Annotated in this window: 15 protein-coding genes; 10 read left to right on the forward strand and 5 right to left on the reverse strand. The window is 66.0% G+C overall.

The window, feature by feature from the left end; all coding sequences use genetic code 11:
* Positions 1-52: 52 nt before the first annotated feature.
* Genes FYJ91_RS04455 through FYJ91_RS04485 form a run of 7 tightly spaced genes read left to right on the forward strand, consistent with a single transcriptional unit; the run spans position 53 to position 7,672 of the window.
* Positions 53-904, forward strand: coding sequence for a TauD/TfdA dioxygenase family protein (locus tag FYJ91_RS04455; protein WP_181008339.1), 852 nt, complete (start codon positions 53-55; stop codon positions 902-904).
* Between the two features lie 9 nt (positions 905-913).
* The gene (locus FYJ91_RS04460) at positions 914-2,131 is read left to right on the forward strand and encodes an amidohydrolase family protein (protein ID WP_149521043.1); all 1,218 of its coding nucleotides are present in this window, start codon (positions 914-916) and stop codon (positions 2,129-2,131) included.
* Positions 2,132-2,172: 41 nt separating this feature from the next.
* The gene (locus FYJ91_RS04465) at positions 2,173-3,495 is read left to right on the forward strand and encodes a spinster family MFS transporter (RefSeq protein WP_181008340.1); all 1,323 of its coding nucleotides are present in this window, start codon (positions 2,173-2,175) and stop codon (positions 3,493-3,495) included.
* Between the two features lie 11 nt (positions 3,496-3,506).
* Positions 3,507-5,057 (forward strand): FadD3 family acyl-CoA ligase, encoded by a 1,551-nt coding sequence (locus FYJ91_RS04470; protein WP_149521045.1) that lies wholly within the window; start codon positions 3,507-3,509, stop codon positions 5,055-5,057.
* Positions 5,054-5,830: an SDR family NAD(P)-dependent oxidoreductase gene (locus tag FYJ91_RS04475; RefSeq protein WP_149521046.1), complete on the forward strand. Its 777-nt coding sequence runs from the start codon at positions 5,054-5,056 to the stop codon at positions 5,828-5,830. The genes FYJ91_RS04470 and FYJ91_RS04475 overlap by 4 nt, the downstream gene beginning before the upstream one ends.
* A complete protein-coding gene (locus FYJ91_RS04480) occupies positions 5,827-6,786 on the forward strand; it encodes an SDR family NAD(P)-dependent oxidoreductase (RefSeq protein WP_149521047.1) in 960 nt (319 codons plus the stop codon). The genes FYJ91_RS04475 and FYJ91_RS04480 overlap by 4 nt, the downstream gene beginning before the upstream one ends.
* 1 nt (position 6,787) lies before the next feature.
* A complete protein-coding gene (locus FYJ91_RS04485; protein ID WP_181008341.1) occupies positions 6,788-7,672 on the forward strand; it encodes an amidohydrolase family protein in 885 nt (294 codons plus the stop codon).
* On the opposite strand, the gene FYJ91_RS04490 is transcribed toward FYJ91_RS04485, so the two are convergent.
* Positions 7,669-8,817 (reverse strand): amidohydrolase family protein, encoded by a 1,149-nt coding sequence (locus FYJ91_RS04490; protein WP_149521049.1) that lies wholly within the window; start codon positions 8,815-8,817, stop codon positions 7,669-7,671. The genes FYJ91_RS04485 and FYJ91_RS04490 overlap by 4 nt on opposite strands.
* Before the next feature lie 151 nt (positions 8,818-8,968).
* Between FYJ91_RS04490 and FYJ91_RS04495 the strand changes: the two genes are divergently transcribed.
* Positions 8,969-9,820: an IclR family transcriptional regulator gene (locus FYJ91_RS04495; protein ID WP_181008342.1), complete on the forward strand. Its 852-nt coding sequence runs from the start codon at positions 8,969-8,971 to the stop codon at positions 9,818-9,820.
* Between the two features lie 129 nt (positions 9,821-9,949).
* Here the strand turns inward: FYJ91_RS04495 and FYJ91_RS04500 are convergent, their stop codons facing one another.
* Entirely contained in the window at positions 9,950-11,725 is a 1,776-nt protein-coding gene (locus FYJ91_RS04500) for an acyclic terpene utilization AtuA family protein (RefSeq protein WP_149521051.1), read from the reverse strand.
* Positions 11,726-11,902: 177 nt separating this feature from the next.
* On the opposite strand from FYJ91_RS04500, the gene FYJ91_RS04505 reads away from it, so the two are divergent.
* Entirely contained in the window at positions 11,903-13,102 is a 1,200-nt protein-coding gene (locus tag FYJ91_RS04505) for a sulfotransferase family protein (RefSeq protein ID WP_181008343.1), read from the forward strand.
* A gap of 11 nt (positions 13,103-13,113) precedes the next feature.
* Positions 13,114-14,388: a DUF1214 domain-containing protein gene (locus FYJ91_RS04510; protein ID WP_149521053.1), complete on the forward strand. Its 1,275-nt coding sequence runs from the start codon at positions 13,114-13,116 to the stop codon at positions 14,386-14,388.
* On the opposite strand, the gene FYJ91_RS04515 is transcribed toward FYJ91_RS04510, so the two are convergent.
* From FYJ91_RS04515 to FYJ91_RS04525, 3 genes are read right to left on the reverse strand one after another with little or no spacing between them, the layout of a single operon-like run.
* Positions 14,385-15,281, reverse strand: coding sequence for a LysR family transcriptional regulator (locus FYJ91_RS04515; RefSeq protein WP_281290569.1), 897 nt, complete (start codon positions 15,279-15,281; stop codon positions 14,385-14,387). The two genes, FYJ91_RS04510 and FYJ91_RS04515, sit on opposite strands and share 4 nt — an antisense overlap.
* Positions 15,275-16,045, reverse strand: coding sequence for an enoyl-CoA hydratase/isomerase family protein (locus tag FYJ91_RS20865; RefSeq protein WP_149521055.1), 771 nt, complete (start codon positions 16,043-16,045; stop codon positions 15,275-15,277). The genes FYJ91_RS04515 and FYJ91_RS20865 overlap by 7 nt, the downstream gene beginning before the upstream one ends.
* The gene (locus tag FYJ91_RS04525) at positions 16,042-17,700 is read right to left on the reverse strand and encodes an FAD-binding protein (RefSeq protein WP_149521056.1); all 1,659 of its coding nucleotides are present in this window, start codon (positions 17,698-17,700) and stop codon (positions 16,042-16,044) included. The genes FYJ91_RS20865 and FYJ91_RS04525 overlap by 4 nt, the downstream gene beginning before the upstream one ends.
* Between the last annotated feature and the right edge of the window lie 72 nt (positions 17,701-17,772).

Below are 17,772 nucleotides of genomic sequence, written 5' to 3' on the forward strand. Positions count from 1 at the left end.
GCTCGACCAGACGATATTGGATCGCTTGAGAAGCGAGGCGCAGGATCACGGCATGAGCAACATCGCCACCCTCGCGGCGCCACGCGCCAGCACAGTCACCATCGAGCCGACCGGCGAAGCCTTCGGCGCGATCGTCCACGGGATCGAGTGGGACGAGCCCGATGAGGCGACGGTGTTCGAAATCACCCGCGCGCTGCGTCGCCACCTGCTGCTGGTGTTCCGCGGGCAGGAATCGCCCAGCCACGACCAACTCGATACCTTCTTCCGCCGCTTCGGACGCCTGATGTCCGAAACCTATGACGGCAGCTTCCATTATTCGACCTTCAGCGCGGACGAGGCCGAGCAGATCCACCGCACCGATCACTTCAACTATGTCGTCAACACCGATGACGGGCAGACCGAGCTCGTCTGGCATTGCGACCATTTTCAGCGCCCGCAGTATAAGGTGCTAAGCGTGCTGGAGGCGATCGAGTTTGGCCAGGGCGCGGTGCCGACGATGTTCCGCGACATGTACACCGCCTACGAGATGCTCCCGCTCGAAAAGCGCGGACCGCTCGAGCACAAGCAGACCGTCAACCTCGATCCGCGCAAGCGCGACCTGACCAAATGGCCGCGCCTTGCGGATTCGATGCACCCCGTCTTCGCCAGCCACCCCCACAGCGGCCGGCGCACGCTCTACGTCAACGAGTTCACGCACCGCATCGCCGGCATGCCGATGGAGGAGAGCGACGCGGCGATCGCCGACCTGCTCGCCCATGCCGAGCGGACCGCGCCGGTCTACACCCACAAATGGCAGGTGGGGGATATCTGCATCTGGGATAATGTCGGCCTGCAGCACCGGCGCGACGCGATGGAATCGGGCGTGCCGAGGCGACTGCGCGTCTATGAAGGCGTGGCGGAATAGGAGGGCGACATGGCTGACATCGACACCCTTCCGCATCCCGTTCCCGAGCGCCTGCGCCGTTACATGGGCGCGATCATGGATGCCGACGCGCACGAATATACCCCGGTCAACATGTGGGAGGAGCAGTTCGGGTCGGTCGTCCGCCCCTTCGTCGACGCGCATCTCGACAGCAAGATGCCGATCCGCGCGCATGTCGACGCCGATGACGCCCCGATCGACGCCGATCAGGTGTGGAACACCAAGTTCGCGAAAGCCCCCGGCGCGTTCGACTTCGATCGCCGGCTGGAGGTGATGGACTATACCGGGGTACGCCGGCAGCTGATCTTCCCCGGCAGCGTGGGCCTCTACGGCGCGAGCTTCTTCTTCCGCGCCGAAGGCTTTCCCGACATGTATCGGGGCATCACCGGCGACCGGAAGGGTTATGCGCTGCAGATGATCCGCGCGCATAACGACTTCGCGCTGCGGGTCGCGCGCGCCAGCGATCGGCTGCGCATGGTCGCCGTCGCGCTCGCCCCCGACGTCGACAGCCTGATCGCCGAGGTGAAGCGGCTGATGGACGGCGGCGTGCGGGCGGTATGGCTGCCGAGTGCCGCGCTCCCCGGTGGCGTTTCCCCCGCGCATCCCGACCTTTATCCTTTGTGGGACATGCTCCAGGCCGCCGACGCGCCCGTCCTCGCGCATGTCGGCGCGGACTTCGAGTTCCTGACGACGGCCAAGTGGCGCGACGCGCCGGCCTTCGTCGGCTGGAAGGCGGGCGAGGAATTCCAGATGGACCCGTGGACGCTCTCCACGCTCCATCTGCCCGTCCAGAACTTCCTCGCGACGATGGTGCTGGGCGGGGTGTTCGAAGCCTTCCCAAACCTTCGCTTCGGCGCGTGCGAGGTGACGGCGCAATGGGTCGGCCCGCTCGCGCAAAATCTCGATTTCTGGCACGCGAACAGCCGCAAATTCTCGCTCGGCAACATGGAAGGCGCGCTGCCGATCCGGCTCCAGCCGTCCGACTATATCCGCCGCAACACCCGCTTCTCGATCTTCGATATCGAGCCGGTCGATACCTATATCGAGCAGTTCAACATGCCCGAACTCTATTGCTACGCCAGCGACTATCCGCATCCCGAAGGCGGTCGCGCGCCGATGGCGGATGTGAGCGGCAAGCTCGCCAAGTTCGACGAGAGCATCACACGCAAGGTGTTCGTCGAAAACGGAAGCTGGCTGCTCCCCGACTGAACGACACACCAAGCCCCGCCAGAGGGCATACAGGAGACGATATGAGCGACGGAGAGGGGATACAGACTCGTACGGGGCCACGCGCCTGGTGGGCATTGGCGGTCCTCACCCTTCTCTACACGATGTCGCTGATGGACCGGCTGGTCATCGCGTTGATGTTCACGCCGATGAAGGAAGATCTGGGGATCACCGATTTCCAGCTGGGCCTCATGCACGGCCTCGCCTTTGCCCTGTTCTTCGTGGTCTTCGGGATGCTGCTCGGCTGGGCATCGGATCGCTATTCGCGCCGCTGGCTGATCTTCATCGGGGTCAGCATCTGGTCGGTCGCGACCGCCTTTTGCGGCCTCGCCGCGACGATCTGGCAACTCGTCCTCGCGCGCTTTGCGGTGGGTGCGGGCGAAGCCGCGCTCAACCCCTCGGCCTATTCGATCCTGAGCGACGAATTCCCGCCCGCGCGGCGCGGCCTTGCTTTCTCGGTCTATGGCGCGGGCAGCCACGCGGGGGTCGCCTCGTCGCTGCTGCTCGGCGGCCTGCTGTTCGGGCTGCTGCCGCGCCACTTCAACATGCCGTTCGTCGGCGAAGTCGCAAACTGGCAGGGGATCTTCATTTTCCTGGGCCTGCCCGGAATCCTGATCGGTTGCCTGATCTGGACCTTGCGCGATCCGCCCCGGCGCGAATGCCTCGACGAAGCCAAGCCCGACTGGCGCGAGGCGCTGGCCTTCGCCAAGGGCCGCTGGCGTTTCCTGGCCGGCCACTTCCTCGGCTTCGCGCTGCTCAGCGCGATGGCCAACGGCTATAGCGCGTGGACGCCGAGCTACCTCGTCCGCAACTTTCACCTGACCCTGGGCGAAGCCGCGACGATGATGGCGTCGATCTCGGTCGCGTTCGGCATTCTCGGCACGATCGTGTCCGGGATCGTTGCGGACAGGATGATGGCGAGGGGGCGGCAGGATGCGCACGTCCTGCTGTTCGCGATCATCGCCGCGATCCAGATCGTGATGCTCACGCTGGCGGCGATGGCGCCGTCGCTCGTTTTGCTCGCGATCTGCCAGGCGATCTTCGTGTTCCTGACCGGATTCACTGGCGTCGCGGTCGCCGCGATCCAGCTGACCACGCCCAATCAGTATCGCGGACAGATCTCCGCCGCCTACCTCTTCGTGTTCAGCCTGCTGGGTTACGGGGTCGGCCCTACATTGGTCGGCGCGATCGCGACTTACGGATTTGCGGATGATCTCAAACTCGGCTGGGCGATCGCGGTGGAGGGCTGGATATTGCTGCCGATCGCGGTGATCGCGCTGGCCAGTGCAATGCGGCCGATGCGCAGCGCGATGTCCGACGCGCTCGAATGGCGCGCCACGCTCTGAGAAAGGCCTCTATGGACTGCCCCACCATCCCCCACGTCGCGCTGGAAAGCGCGCGGACCTATGGGGACAAGATCGTGATATCGACCCCGGGCGGCGAAGCGATCGGTTATGCCGAACTGGCCCGGCGGATGGAGGCCGCCGCCCGCGCCTTCATCGCGGCGGGGGTGAAGCGCGGCGATCGGGTCGCGATCTGGGCGCCCAATCTCGACCGCTGGATCGTCGCGACTTTGGGCCTGCAGGCGGCCGGCGCGGCCGTGGTGCCGCTCAACACGCGCTACAAGGGCCGCGAGGCCGCCTATATCCTGAAGAAGAGCCGCGCGCGCATCCTGCTGACCGTCGGCAATTTCCTGGGCAACGACTATCCGGCGATGATCGCGGGGGAGGACGTGCCCTGCCTCGAACGCGTCGTCCTGCTCGACGACGATGAAGCGCCGAACGGCTGGGCGGCGTTCCTGAAGGAAGGCGAGGGCGTCAGTCGCGAAGCCTATGAGGAACGCCTCGGCAGCCTCGACGGCGAGGATGTCTGCGACATCCTCTTCACGTCGGGCACCACCGGCAATCCCAAGGGTGTCGTCACCACCCACGGGCAGAACATCCGCTGCTACGACATCTATTCGCGCGGCCTGGGCCTGACGAGCGCGGACCGGCTGCTGTCGATCAACCCGTTCTTTCACAGCTTCGGCTACAAGGCGGGCTGGCTGTGCGCGATCCTGCGCGGCGCGACCCTGTTTCCCGTTCTCAGCTTCGACCCCGCCAAGGCGGTCGACATGCTGGAGGAGCACAAGATCAGCTGGCTCCCCGGCCCGCCGACGATCTTCACCTCGCTGCTCGACAGCCCGCGCGAAGGGCGTGACCTCTCGTCGCTCCGCCTCGCCGTCACCGGTGCGACCACAGTGCCGACCGTGCTGATCCAGCGCATCCTCGACGATCTCGGCTTCGATCGCGTCGTGACGGCTTATGGCCTCAGCGAAACCTGCGGCACCGTGTCGATGTGCGAGCCGGACGACGATATCGAGACGATCGCCCACACATCGGGCCGCGCGATCCCCGACATGGAGGTGCGCACCGTCGGCGTCGACGGTCGTGACGTTCCGGCGGGCGAGCCAGGCGAGATCTGGGTGCGCGGGCCCAACGTGATGCGCGGTTATCTCGACGATCCGGTCGGCACCGCCGAGGCGATCGTCGAAGGCGGCTGGCTGCGCACCGGCGACATCGGGGTGATGCGCGCCGATGGCTGCATCAGCATCACCGATCGCGCCAAGGACATGTTCATCTGCGGCGGCTTCAACGTCTATCCGGCCGAAATCGAGCAGATCCTGATCCAGCATCCCGAAGTCGCCGAAGTCACCGTCGTCGGCGCCCCCGACGATCGGCTGGGCGAGGTCGGCCATGCCTACATCGTCGCCCGCCCTGGTGCTGCGAAGGATGCCAAGGCGCTGATCGGCTGGTCGCGCGACAATATGGCCAATTATAAGGTGCCGCGCACGATCAGCTTCGTCGAAGCCCTGCCGCGCAACGCATCAGGCAAGGTCGAGAAGTTCAAGTTGAGGGATGCAGGATGACCGGACGACGTGATTTCCCCGAAGGTGCGGTTCTGGTGTTCGGGGGCAGCGGCGGGATCGGCAGCGTGATCGCGCGCAGCTTCGGCGAAGCGGGCACCAACGTCGCCGTCACCTATCGCAGCAACGCCGCCCGCGCCGACGAAGTGGTGAAGGAGATCGAGGGGCTGGGCGTCCACGCCGCCGCCTTCCCCGCCGACGTCACCGATCGCGCGCAGATCGAGAAGGCGATCGCCGACACGGTCGCGCGCTTCGGCCGGCTCCACAGCGTCGTCTTCGTCGCCGGTGCGCTGCCTGTGCAGGATTACATCACCCAATATTCGGACGAGGCCTGGCACGAGGCGATCGATGTCGAGGTCCACGGCTTCTACAATGTTGTGCGCGCCGCGACTCCTGCGTTGAAGGCGGGTGGCGGCGGATCGTTCGTCCATCTGGGGTCGGCCGGCGACATCGCCTGGGCCAATCGCGACGGGCTGTCGGTGGTCCCCAAGGCCGCGAACGAGGCGCTGGTGAAGGGCGTCGCGAAGGAGGAAGGCCGCTTCAACATCCGCGCCAACTCCGTCCTGATCGGCGTGATCGAGGCGGGCATGTTCCTGAAGTTCAAGGAACAGGGCGTGTTCGACGATGCATGGATCAAGGCGACCTATGCGCGTCAGGGACTCAAGCGCCTCGGCAAGCCCGAGGAGGTCGCCGACGCCGTCGTCTTCCTCGCCTCGAACCGCGCAAGCTACGTCACCGGGCAGCAGATCGCGGTGGCGGGCGGATACGGGATTTGAGTGAAGAACTGCGCTTCGACGGGCGTGTCGTCCTGATCACCGGCGGCGCGCGCGGCATGGGGCGGGCGCATGCCGAACTGCTCGCGTCGCGCGGGGCGAGCGTGCTGATCTCCGACGTCGGGATCGATCTCTACGGCAATGGCGGCGATGACAGCATCGTCGCCGAGGCGGTCGCTGCGATCCGCGCGCTGGGCGGCACTGTGGAGGGCCACAGCGCCGATCTGATGCAGGAGCAGGGCGCGCGCAATGCGGTGCGCCGCGCGATCGACCTGTTCGGGCGGATCGACGCTTTGGTCCACAATGCGGGCTTCACCTTGGGGTCGATGCCGTTCGAGGGCGAAAGTCTCGACCGGCTCGACAAGCAACTCGGCGTCAACGTCCGCGCGGGATACGCGCTGGTGCAGGAGGCGTGGCCGCATTTCCAGAAACAGGGTGGCGGCAGCGTGATCCTGACCGGATCGACCGCGATGTATGGCCTGCCGCGCAGCACGCCTTATTCTACCGCCAAGGCCGGCTATCTCGGCCTCGCCCGCGCGCTGGCGGAGGAAGGGGCAACGCAGGCGATCCGCGTCAACGCGATCGCCCCTGCGGGCGCGACCCGGATGTCCGATAACATGCCCGCCTCCGCCTTCCGCGACTGGTTCACCGCGACGATGCGGCCCGAACGCGTCTCGCCTCTGGTGGCATGGCTGGCGCACCCAGACTGCACGATCAGCGGCGAGACCTTCGTGGTCGGCGGTGGGCGCGTGGCGCGGACCCTGTTCTCGGAGACCGAGGGCTATGTGAACCCCGCGATGACGATCGAAAGCCTGCGCGACAATCAGGATGCGGTGATGAGCGCCGATCGCCAGCGGCCGATCCCGACCTTCCAGAGTTCGATGGACATCGCGATGGAGCTGTTCGGCTTCGATCCAGGCGGCGATGCGATCGGCTTTTCGGGCAAAGCCGCCTCCTGACATGCCAGAAGCTGACAGACTTCATATTGTCGACACGCAGGTCCATCTCAACCGGCTGAGCGACGACTGGATCGGCGCTGATCCCGACGCCCTGATCGCGCGCGCCATCGCCGCGATGGACGCGGTGGGCATCACGATGGCCCTGATCGACGAGCGCGCCGCGCCCGACATCCTCAACGATCCCGATCCCAACGCCACCCCCCTGCCCGGCGGCGCGCAGCGCTTCGCGCACCCCTTCGCCGATCGCGCGGTGGCGGCGCATCCGACACGATTCGCAATCATCGCCCGCGTCGATTGGCGCGATCCCGCGATCGACGATCGGATGGGCGAGTTGAAGGCGAGCCCCGGCGTCGTCGCCACCCAGATCGCGCCAACCTTGCGCGACACCGATTGGGCCGCATTCGAAAGCGGCGGCTTCGATCCCTATTTCGCCGCAGCCGAGCGTGCAGGACTGCCGCTGTTCGCCTTCCTGTCGGGCCGGGTCGACACGATCATGCCCTATCTGCGCCGCTTCCCTGGCCTGACCGTCACCCTCGACCATTGGGGCTTCCCGATGCCGCACGAGGATGCCGTGCGCGGCGAGCAGCAACTGGTGCGCGTGCTGGCGCTCGCCGAACATCCCAACCTCCATATCAAATGGTGCAAGGGGCCTCTGTTCGTCGCCCCCGGCCCCTATCCGCATATCGAGATGCACGGCCCCATGCGCCGGATGATCGACGCCTTCGGCGCAGACCGCATTGTCTGGGCCAGCGACATCACCCAGGCGCGCGGCCGCTACACCTGGGCCGAGGCGGTTTACCAGATCCGCGACTGCGCGGTGCTGACCGACACGGAGAAAGCGGCCGTCCTGGGCGAAAATGCGCGGCGGTTGCTGCGGTTGCGCTAGGCTGCCAAGCCGAAGAACCGTATCGCATTGTCGTGGACGATCGGGCGATATTCGGCCTCGCTCAGCCCGCCGAACTGCTGGGCCATCACCGCGAGCGAATCCGGCCAGGTCGTTTCCGAATGCGGATAATCGGTCGACCACATGATGTTCTTGCCCCCGGGCAGGTGGCGATTGAGGACGCCGACGGGATCGCGGATGAACGATCCATAGACGTTCTGATCCATGTAGAAGCTCGGCCGCTCCTTGAGATCGAGCTGCAGCCAGTGGCGCTGGTTGTCGTAGATGTCGTCCATATATTTGGCCATCCACGACATCCAGCCGACCCCGCTTTCGATCGATCCGAAGCGCAGGCTGGGGAAGCGATCGAAGACGCCGCCGAAGATCATGATCGAGATCGGCTCGGCCATGCACAGTTTCGACATGACGAGATTGGGCAGGAAGCGGGTCATGTTGGGCCGCGCGACGCGGGCGCCCAGATGGATCGTGATCGCCATGTCGTGATCGACGCACGCCTGCCAGAAGCGATCGAACTCCGGATTGTCATATTGCAGGTCGCCGTCGGGATCGCCCGACAGCGCCAGCACCTGCGCCGCGAAACCGCCGCCCGCCGTGCCCTTCTTCGATTGCGGGAAAGCGGGGATGTTAACCGCCTTCAGCCCGCGTTTGGCCGCATCCTTCAGCATCGCGATCGACTGGTCGATGTCCTGCATCGGCAGATAGGCGACGCCCACCAGCCGTTTCGCGTCATAGGCGCAGAAGTCGGCGAGCCAGCGATTATAGGCGTCGAAGCTGGCGATATAGAGATCGTTGTCGAGCGCGCCGAGCGGCCCGCCGCCAAACAGCACCGCGCGGCCCACGCCGTCCTTCGACATATCCTGCAGGCGTGCGGCCGGTTCCCAGCTGCCCGCCTGAACGTCGCTCTGCCGACCGTTGGGACGGAAATTGCGACCCTGCCCGACCGTCGTCGCCTGCAGGTTGAGCGGCTTGCGGCTGCCTTCGAACACCACCCAGTCATGCGCCTCGCCCGGTGCACCTTCCTCAATCTTCGGCCCGCGATCCTTGAAGGCGGCGGGCAGATAATCGTCCCAGAAGGTCGGCGGCGGATTCACATGCGCATCGGCGTCGATCAGTTCCAGCCCGGCCATTTGCTCTCTCCCAAAAGCTCGGTTTCGCCGCGATCCATGCGGGGCGCGAAAGCTCCTGTCAATGATTCCACAATTTCTTTTCGAAATATCGAGAACATTATCTACCCGATCCAGTGGCGCTCGGTTGCGGTGCTTGCTACGCCGTTGCGATATGGCCAAATCCGCTCCCGCTCCGCACATGTCCCCGCCGGTCGCGCGGGCCGTCGCGGTGCTCAATTTCCTCGCCAGCCATCCCGAACAGGCGTTCACGCTGACGGAGATCGCCAAGTCGCTGAAGATCAGCAGCGCGACCTGCCACAACCTCCTGATCTCGCTGACCGAGGCCGAATTCGTCTATCGCACGATGGGTAAGACCTATGTGCTGGGCCCCGCGCTCGCGCGGATGGCGCAGGCGTCGCTCGCGCCCGCGCTGGTGATGCAGGTCGCACGGCCCGAAATGCGGCTGCTCGCCGACGAGTTCGACGTAGTCTGCTCGGCCTATCAGTTGCTCAATGGCGAGGCGGTGATCCGCGAGCGCGCTGCCGCGCTATCACACGTCAACTGGAATGCGCGCTATCTGGTGGCGACGCCGACACGCGCGCCGCTGGGGGGCATCTTCTACGCCTGGCAACAGGACGAACTCGACCGCTGGATCGCCGAGGCCAATCCTCCGCTCGATGCGGCGGAGCGCGATCGCGTGCTCGCCTCGCTCGGCTTCCTGCGCACGCATGGCTATACGTTCGGCGTGCGCACCGTGCCGCTGGACGACGAAGGGGTCGCCCATTCGCTGCAGAACCGCCCCGAAATGACCGACTATGCCCAGTCGGCGATCGTGCCGGGTGACAGCTACAACCTTGCCTACGTCACCGCCCCTGTGTTCGGCGCACCGGGCAAGGTCGCGTTCGGCCTCAGCCTCGCCGGGTTCGTCAAGCCGATCGCCGGCGACGCCGTGATCGCCATGGGCGAAAAGCTGCGCGCCGCCTGCGACCGGGTCGGCGGCTTCATCGCTGGACGGGCCTTATAATCCTCACCCCCAGGGGGAGGTGTCAGCTTTAGCTGACGGAGGGGGAGGACAGCGACCAACTCCGGATCATCATATCCTCCCCCTCCGTCGCCTTCGGCGCCACCTCCCCCTGGCGGGGGAGGATGAAGTTTAGGCCAGTTCCGCCGGCACCTTGATCGGCATTTCGAGCAGTTGCTGGGCCATGCCCTTCGCCGCGCTGTCGACCTTGGGGGAGACGAGGATGCCGCCGTCCATCGAGTCATGGACGACGAAGTTGATCGCGTTGAATCCCGGCACGTCGAACATCGTCACGCGCGGCTTCACACCCTCCGGGTAGAGATGCCCGAACCACTGGCCGACGCTCTCCGGGGTCAGAGCCGCGCGGATGTATGGCAGGTATGCATCCTTGCGCGCGATCGCGGCGACGTTGAACAGATTGCCCTTGTCGCCGCTGCGTCCCCAGGCGAGCTTGATCAGCGGCACTTCGGCCCAGCCCGCGCCCGCCGCAACCGGTTCGGGCCGTGTCGGCCGCGCGATCGTGGCGGGGTCGAACGGATGCGCCTCGGCCTTGGGCATCACCATAGTCTTGCCCGCGACCGTCACCTTCACCTCGACATTCGCCTTGGGCACGAGGAACAGGAACAGCTTCGACAGCGGCACCAGCGTCCGCCCGCTCGTCGCGGTCGCGCCCGGCGCCATTGCGGAGGTGGTCGCGCTCGCCTCGCGCAGGAACAGTTCGACCGGCGCCTGTTCGGCATGATCGACCGAGGCGCGCATCATCACCTCGCGCGCGCCGCTGTTGCCCGCCGGGCCATAGGCGAATTCCGATCCGATCATGTCGACGTCGGCGCGATCGAACTCGGCGATGTTGCGCCCGCGCAAAATCTTGCGCCCGCGCTCGACCAGCGCCTCGCCCATCCTTTTCGCCTTGGCGGCGGCGTCCATGCCGATGATCACCTGGCTGTAGGTGCCGCGCCAGCCGATCGGATAGCTCGCGACGCCCTTATAGCTGTCGGTTGCCGGATAGCCGCGCGCGCCCGACACCTTCACCTTGTCCTTGCCCGCCTGCTCCAGCTTCACGTCGGAGAAATCGCAGACCACGTCGGCGACGATATAGGCCTGCGGATCGCTGACCTCGTACAGCAGCTGCTCGGCGACGGTCCCCACCGACACCAAACCGCCCGTCCCCTCTGGCTTGGTGATGATGCACGATCCGTCTTCGGAGACGTCCGCCAACGGGTAACCGATGTCGACCCAGTCGGGCACGTCCTCCCAGTCGGTGAACGTCCCGCCCGTCACCTGGCATCCGCATTCGAGCAGGTGGCCGACCAGCGTTCCCGCCGAAATCTTGTCCCACTCATCGGCCTTCCAACCGAATTCGTGGATCAGCGGGCCGAGGCCCAGCGCGCTGTCCGCGCAGCGCCCCGTCACCACGATGTCCGCCCCGGCATCGAGCGCGGCGGCGATCGGGAAGGCGCCGAGATAGGCGTTGATGCTGTCCACCTTCTCGGGGAAGCCCGCGCCCGAGAACATCTCCTTGATGCCGCGCATCTCCTCACCACGGCCGGTCAGATTGTCGCCCTCGACATAGGCGACCTTCAGGTCGACGCCGCGTTCCTTGAGCAGCTTTTCGACGAAGGCCGCGCACCCCTTCGGATTCATGCCGCCCGCATTGGCGATCAGCTTCACCTTCTTGGCGACGATGTCGTTGAGGTTGTTGGCGATGTGGACGGTCGCGAAATCGCGCATGTAACCGCCGTCGGGATCGACCGCGAGGCTGCGCGCCATCATCCCGATCGTGCCTTCGGACATGAAGTCGAACATTAGATATTGCGGCGCCGGATCCGCCGCCAGGAGCTGCGCGACCGAGAGGGTGCTGTCCGAGAAAAAGGCGGAAGCCCCGCCAATTCGTACCGTCTTGGACATAACTCTCTCCCTTGTTGGTGACGCGATCTGCCGTCGCACAGCCATCTATAATCCATTCCACCTTTGCCGATAGCGGGGGGCGGCGCAACTTCCGGAATGGCGTAGGCTCACCACTCCGACTTGCGCGGAATGCATCACAGCCGCATCCCTCCGGCCAACGATAAGGGAGAGAGGTGGATGGTCACGCTGGTCCTGCAGGCGCGCGCGCCCGATGCGAAGATGCTCGCGCATCTCAAGGACGGATGGCCCCCGGTCGACGCGCTGCTGGCCACCGCGAGCGAGCGCACCGGCCTCGACGACTTCGGCGATCCCGATTTCAAGGTCGGCCTCGCCCGCCTGCTCCAGAGCCTCGATGAAGACGCGCAGCTCGACGAGCCGTCCCGCATCGGCGTGCTCGACGTTCTCGTCCGCCGGCTCGTCAGCCGCCTGCGGGTCGAGGCGTGGCACAGCCAGCATCAGTCGGCGGACATCACCGATCCGATCATGATAACCGGGCTGCCGCGCACCGGCACGACCGCGCTCGCCAACATGATGTCGCTCGATCCGCAATTCCGGGCGTTGCCGCCTTGGGAGCAGATCGACCCCTGGTACACCGAGTTCGCCGGCGACAAGGAAAACGACCCGCGCCGCATCGCCACGATCGAGCGGCAGAGCAGCTTCGTCGCGGCCAACCCCGACCAGATGGCGATGCACCTGTACGAGATCGACGCAACCGAAGAAGATCACGACATCATCGGCCTCGGCTTCATGGCGCAGCACAACACGTTGCCCGTGGGCGGATATCGGACTTGGTGGCGCGCGGCCGATGCGCGGCCAGCCTATGCCTTCCACAAGAAGGCGCTGCAGATCCTGCAGGCGCATCATATGCCCCGCCCCTGGCTGCTCAAGGCGCCGCACTACAAATTCCATATGGCCCAGATCGCGGAGGTCTATCCGGATGTCCGCTACGTCTTCACCCACCGCGATCCGGCCAAGACGCTGCCGTCCTACATCAGCTTCGTCACCCACTTTTATCCGAAGGGCACGGTCGACCGGATCGGGATGCCGGTGATCGCGAACGAGATCTACACCCACCTGTTGGAAGGCATGAAGACCGCGATGGCCGATCGCGACCGGCTGGGCGAGGATCGCTTCGTCGACATGAGCCAGAACGCGCTCAACCGCGATCCGATCGCGACGCTGGAGGCCACCTATGACGGCCTCGGCCTGCCCTTCACCCCCGCTTATGCCGATGCGGTGCGCGCTTATTCGGACACCAACGCCACCGGCGCGCACGGTTCGCACAAATATACCGCCGAGCAGTTCGGTCTGACACCCGAGCGCATCCGCTCGGACTTCGCTTTCTACATCGATCGCTTCGGCGACCAGATCGCCTGAGGAGATAGAAAATGACCGAGACGATCCTCGCCACCCCCGGCCAGCGCGAGCGCGAAGCCCTCGCGCTCAAGATCCTTGCGAGCCAGCCGATGCAGGACGCGCTCGCCCGCGTGCGCAAACTCTACGCCGACCACGATCTCGGCAAGACCGCGGCGGGCAAGGCGTCGATCGAGCGCGCCTCGTCGCATTTCGCGATGACGGCCGCCCTGTTCGCGACGATCGAGGATTCGGACAATCCTTATCTCCTCTGGTCGACCTGCGCCGAACATCAGTGGATGGGCCTCGACGTACCCGGATCAGGCTATGGCCTCGACAACCCGGACAATATCTACCGCATGGCGCAGGTCGATGGCGGGGTCCGTTACGAGATCAAGGGCCAGGTCATCGGCAAAGCGCCGCAGCAGCACACCCTCGTCCTCTTCCGCTCGATCCCCGGCATCACCCAGGCGATGAACGAGAAGGGCACGATGGCCGAACTGTCGGGCACCAGCAGCGACACGCTGGAGATCGCACCCGACGGCAGCTTCACGATCACGATCGACAGCACCCCCGCCGACGGCCGCCCCAACCACATCACGACGCCCGCCGACATGAAGGGGCTTCACCTGCTCGGCCGCGATTCCATGTCCGACTGGTCGGTCGAGCGCCCCGTCCGCCTCGACATACGCCGCCTCGATCCACCCTCGGGTCCGGGCCTGGGCGACGAAGCCGCGCTGGCAAAGCGTGCGGCGGAAATGCTCGATATGATCACGCCCTACTGGCTCGCCTGGGTCGTCAGCCATGTCTATGCGCGGCCGGTCAACGAAGTGCCGCAGCCGTGGCTGCGCGTCACCGGCTGGGGCTGCACCCAGCAGGGCAATTTCAAGCTGGGCGCCGACGAAGCCTGGGTGGTCACGCTCGACGCGATCGGCGCGCGCTACTTCAACTTCCAGCTGTGCGATCCCTGGTCGGTCGCCCGCAACTACGTCACCAAGCAGAGCAGCCTCACCGGCGACCAGGCCGATCGCAACGCGGACGGCACCTATACTCTGGTGATCTCGGCCAAGGATCCCGGCGTCCACAACTGGCTCGACACCGACGGGATCGATGCGGGCACCTATCAGGTCCGCTGGCAGGGGCTTCCCAAGGGCACGACCTCGACCGACGGCACGGTGCGCAGCGCGAAGATCGTCAAGCTGGCGGATCTCAAGTCGGTTCTGCCCCCCGAGACGCGGCACCTGACCCACCACGAGCGCAAGGCACAGCTTGCGCAGCGTGCGAAGGACTATGCGAACCGGGTAGCCTAAGCGCCCCAGCCGTCGAGAAAGTCTCTGAACAGCCCAAGCGCCCGCGACGGCGTCGGCGGCCAGGCCAGGCGCAGGGTCGAGCGTATGTCGAGATCGGCGATCGGGCGCAGCACCACGCCGGGTGGCTCGCGCCCCGCATTGGACGCGCGGACCACCGCGATCCCCAGCCCCGCCGACACCGCATTGAGCGCGGCTTCGGCGCTCAATATCTCGACCGCGACATGCGGCTCGACCCCCGCCGCACGCCACGCGCGATCGAGATCGGCGTGGAGCGCGGGCGACGAATCCCCCGACGGCCATATCAGATCCTCGCCCGCCAGATCGGCGATCCGCAGTGTCGCCGCGCCCGCCAGCGCATGATTGTCGGGCAGCGCGATGACGAAGGGATCATCCTGCCGGATTTCGCGGCTATGCGCCCACGCCGGATCATCCTCGGCGATATAGAGGATCGCGGCGTCGACCTGTCCGGCCTTGAGCGCGCTGAGTTGCGACGCCGATCCCATCAGGCTCAGCGTCACGCCGATTTCGGGATGGGCATCGCGAAACGCCCGCAGCGCCCCCGTCAGCCCGGCCGATCGCATCGCCTGCTCATTCGCGCCGATCGTCAGCAGTTCGGGCGCGTCGGCGGCCGCCCGGCGCAGATCGCGCACCGCCGCGTCGAAGCCGTCGAGCAGCACCTTCGCCTCGCGCGCGAAAGCCTTCCCCTCGGTGGTCAGCACCACCCGCCCCTTGCTCCGTTCGAACAGGCGCACGCCCAGGCTCGCCTCCAGATCCTGGATGCGTTTCGACAGCGCGGGCTGACTGATGCGGAGGCGCACCGCCGCGCGCTGGAAATTCTCCTCCTCCGCCGCGATCGCGAAGAAGGGGAGATGGCGGATCAGCGAGGCTACCAGCCGGTGCCTCCCATGATCGCCGCGCCCTCCAGCAGCAGGCCGTGGCCCAAATCGTTGAGCATACGCCGTTTCAGATCGAGCGTCAGCGCGACGCGCGAGTAACGCAGCATCTGGGTCGGCTTCTTCCCCAGCATCCGCGCCAATTCCCACGCGCGCGGCAACAGGTCTTCGCGCGGCACCACCTCGGCCACGAAGTTGAGCCGCTTCGCCTCGGCCGCGTCGATCACTTCACCGGTCAGCAAAAAGTATCGCGCGCGGTTCGGCCCCAGCAGCATCGGCCAGATCACATGCACGCCGTCCGCCGGCACCACGCCGCCGGGAACATGCGCATGATCGGCGAAGGTCGCGCCCTCCGCCGCCACGACGATGTCGGAGAGCAGCAGCAGTTCGGCGTGGATATGCGCCGCGCCATTGACCGCACCGATCACCGGCACCTCGATATCGAGCAGGTTGGTGAGGAGGTCTTTCCCCTCCTTGTAGATGCGATCGAGGAAGGCCGCGTCCCACGGTTCGGGATTTTCGAAGTCGGCCGGATCGAAGCTGTCGAGAAAGACGTCGCCCGTCCCCGTCAGGATCACCACCCGGTTCTCGCGATCGCGCCCGACCGCATGGAAGGCGTCGCCCAGTTGCTCGTGGATCCCGCCCTGGCTGAAGCCCCACAATGCGGTGCCGCCATTGCGGTGGATCGTCATTTCGAGGATCCCGTCCTCGCGGCGGAAGCGGATGTCGGGGAAGCGATCCTGATAATCGGCAAGCTTCGTCATGCGGCGGCTCCCATGTCGTTGGCGCCCGCGGCGTGGAGCGCGGCGCGATAGCCGTAGATCATAGAGGCGCCGATGCTGGCGCCCGCGCCCGGATAGCTATGCCCGAACACCGACGCCGTCGAGTTGCCCGTCGCGTATAGGCCGGGGATCGCAGAGCCATCGGCGCGCAGCACGCGCCCATTCTCGTCCGTCATCAGCCCGCCCGCCGTGCCGACGTCGCCCGGCACGATCCGCACAGCGCGGAACGGCCCCTTCTCGATCCGGCCGACATTGGGATTGGGCTTGAGGTTGTAATCGCCCTGCCAGCGATCATAGGCACTGCCGCCGCGTCCGAAATCCGCATCGACTCCGCTGTCGGCGAAGCCGTTGAAGCGGTCGACCGTCGTTCGCAACGCCGCGGGATCGAGCCCGCATTTGGCGGCCAGCGCCTCGATGCTGTCCGCCTCGATCATATAGCCGCTGTCGATCCATGCCTGGGGCGGCTTGCCGTTGACGTTCGCCCAGCGCCACTTGTCCATCAGCTGCCGGTCCATGATCAGCCAGGCGGGCACGGCGGGCACCACCTTGTTGCGTTCGTACATCGCGATGCCGATCGCCATATAGCTGGTCGATTCATTGACGAAGCGCTGCGCGGTCGCATCGACCATGATGCAATGCGGCTTGGTCATGTCGAACGGATGCATGCCCAGCGCCCCGCCCGGCATCTCCGATGCAGGCACCCACCAGCTTTCCTCCATCAGCGCGGTCGCCGCGCCCAGTTCGATCGCCGCCTCGATCACCTCGCCGGTGTCGCCCGGATTGGCGTGGCTCCACGATCCGTCGTTCGGCTGGCGCTGCTCGGCGCTGCGCAGCTTCGCATTGTGCGAAAAGCCGCCGGCATTGATCAGCACGCCGCGCTCCGCCCTCAGCCGCTTCTTCGCGCCGTCGACCGTCACCTCCAGCCCCGTCACGCGGCCGTCCTCGACGATCCAGCGGTCGATCACCGTCTCGAGCCAGATCGGGATATCCTCGCGCAGCCCGATCTCGAGCAGCCGTCCCTGGATCGCGCTTCCCGCGCCGACCAGGTCGGCGCCCAGCGCGTTGCGGATCATGCGCGATCCGACGCGCAGCATCATGCCGACGCTGGCCAGCGTGCGCCCGTTCTGCCCGGCATGCCCCGCCTCGTGCATCATCATCGGCGGAAAGACGGTGCGGCGCAGCTTGTTGCGCCACGCGCCGAGCTTTCGCACATCGAAGATCGGCGCGACCAGGGATCGGCTGCGCGCGTTTCCGGCGGGCTTCTGGCCTTCGTGATAGTCCGAATAGCCCTCGGCATGGACCCACTCCATGCCCTTGGCAATCAGCTTGTCCATCAGGACCGGGCCGGTGGCGAGATAGGCTTCGCGCCGCGCATTCGACGACGCCGGCCCCACATCGCCGACGCAGGCGTCGAGATAGGTGCGCGCCGATTGCGGATCGTCGGGCACGCCCGCTTTCTTCGCCACCGAATTGTTGGGGATCCAGACCACACCGCCCGACATCGATGTAGAACCGCCGAAAAACTCGGTCTTCTCGATCACCAGTGGCTTCAGTCCACGGTCCTTGATCGCGATCGCCGCCGGGATCGCCGCCGCCCCGCTGCCGACGATGATGAAGTCGAACGCCTGTTCGTCCACGTCTCTCTCCGCTTTTGGCTTGTTTGCGATCAGCCTAGGTCAAGCGGCCCCTTATGCAAGATCGGCGACGTG

Source organism: Sphingomonas montanisoli, from assembly GCF_008274695.1.
In the GTDB taxonomy this organism is placed as follows: Bacteria; Pseudomonadota; Alphaproteobacteria; order Sphingomonadales; family Sphingomonadaceae; genus Rhizorhabdus; species Rhizorhabdus montanisoli.